The sequence below is a fragment of the Streptococcus sp. HMSC074F05 genome (genome assembly GCF_001808725.1).
GTDB lineage: Bacteria > Bacillota > Bacilli > Lactobacillales > Streptococcaceae > Streptococcus > Streptococcus parasanguinis_I.
This window is the reverse complement of record NZ_KV794396.1, coordinates 1-674: the sequence shown is the minus strand read 5'-3', so window position 1 is coordinate 674 and position 674 is coordinate 1. Positions and strand designations below refer to the sequence as shown.

The 674-nt window shown below is 37.7% G+C and carries 1 pseudogene; it reads right to left on the bottom strand.

Annotated elements, in window-relative coordinates:
* Positions 1-600: pseudogene (locus tag HMPREF2685_RS00045) on the bottom strand (IS6 family transposase); the annotation flags it as partial.
* Positions 601-674: the final 74 nt, after the last annotated feature.

Below are 674 nucleotides of genomic sequence, written 5' to 3'. Positions count from 1 at the left end.
CCGAAGAGAGTGCCTTCTTTTCGGGTTTTCTTATATAATCCTCGGATGGCTTCCATGCCTTTAATCGTGGGTGAGGCAGTGCGTAAACTTCGATAGAATTTATTGCGTCTCTTTACTGGACGATGGTCTTGTTCAATCAAATTATTCAGGTATTTAATGGTACGATGTTCTGTCCCTTGATAAAAGCCGTATTCTTTTAGTCTCTTAAAGGCACTTGTAATAGAGGGGGCTTTATCTGTGACTACAACCTTCGGTTCATCAAACTGCTTCACTAACCGCTTAAGAAAAGCATAGGCTGCTTGTGTGTCCCGTTTTTTACGTAACCAAATATCCAAGGTTAAACCATCTGCATCGATGGCTCGATACAAATAATGCCATTTTCCATGAATAAAAGGATTTTTTATTTTTCTTTTTCCAAATTTGATAGAGTCGTTTGCCATATTCTTGCACCCAACGATAAATCGTCGTATGAGAAACGTTAATGCCACGATCATATAAGATTTCTTGAACTTCACGATAGCTAAGGTTATAACGAAGATAGTAGCCCACGGCTACAATAATCACATCCTGCTGAAATTGCTTTCCTTTAAAATGATTCATCGTCATTCCTCCTGCTATCTTTTTCTATTATTCTACCTTATTTGATAGTAGATTTAAAACTTTGCAACAGAACC